Source organism: Vibrio sp. 2134-1 (genome assembly GCF_033339495.1).
The window spans coordinates 1-598 of sequence record NZ_JAWOUS010000670.1 but is presented as its reverse complement, the minus strand read 5'-3'; the positions used below and the strand labels follow the sequence as shown (position 1 = coordinate 598).

At 48.3% G+C, this 598-nt stretch carries 1 protein-coding gene; it reads left to right on the top strand.

The window, feature by feature from the left end:
• Window positions 1-598, top strand: a 598-nt coding sequence (locus tag R7R78_RS27870) for a 3-deoxy-7-phosphoheptulonate synthase (protein WP_225474820.1), incomplete at both ends; no start/stop codon positions are given.

Sequence of the window (598 nt, the reverse complement as noted above, 5' to 3'; positions counted from 1 at the left end):
AAGCTCTTGACCCAATTAGCCCACAATACTTAGCCGATACTTTTAGTTGGGCAGCGATCGGCGCACGCACAACAGAATCACAAACACACCGTGAGATGGCTAGTGGTCTTTCGATGCCGATTGGCTTTAAGAACGGCACAGATGGCAGTTTGGCAACCGCAATCAATGCGATGCAGGCAGCCTCTTCTAGCCACCGCTTTATGGGTATCAACCGAGAAGGTCAAGTTGCGTTGCTCACAACCCAAGGTAACCCGAATGGCCACGTGATCCTACGTGGTGGTAAACAGACGAACTACGATTCAGTATCCGTTACGGAATGCGAACAAGAAATGGCGAAATCAGGTCTTGAAGCGTCATTGATGGTGGATTGCAGCCATGCAAACTCACGCAAAGATTACCGTCGTCAGCCATTGGTCGCAGAAGATGTGATTCACCAAATCCGTGAAGGGAACAAGTCGATCATCGGTTTGATGATCGAGAGCCACATCAATGAAGGTAATCAATCTTCTGAGCTGGCGTTGGATGAGATGAAATACGGCGTATCTATCACTGACGCTTGTATTAATTGGGAGTCAACTGAGGCACTATTACGTCATGC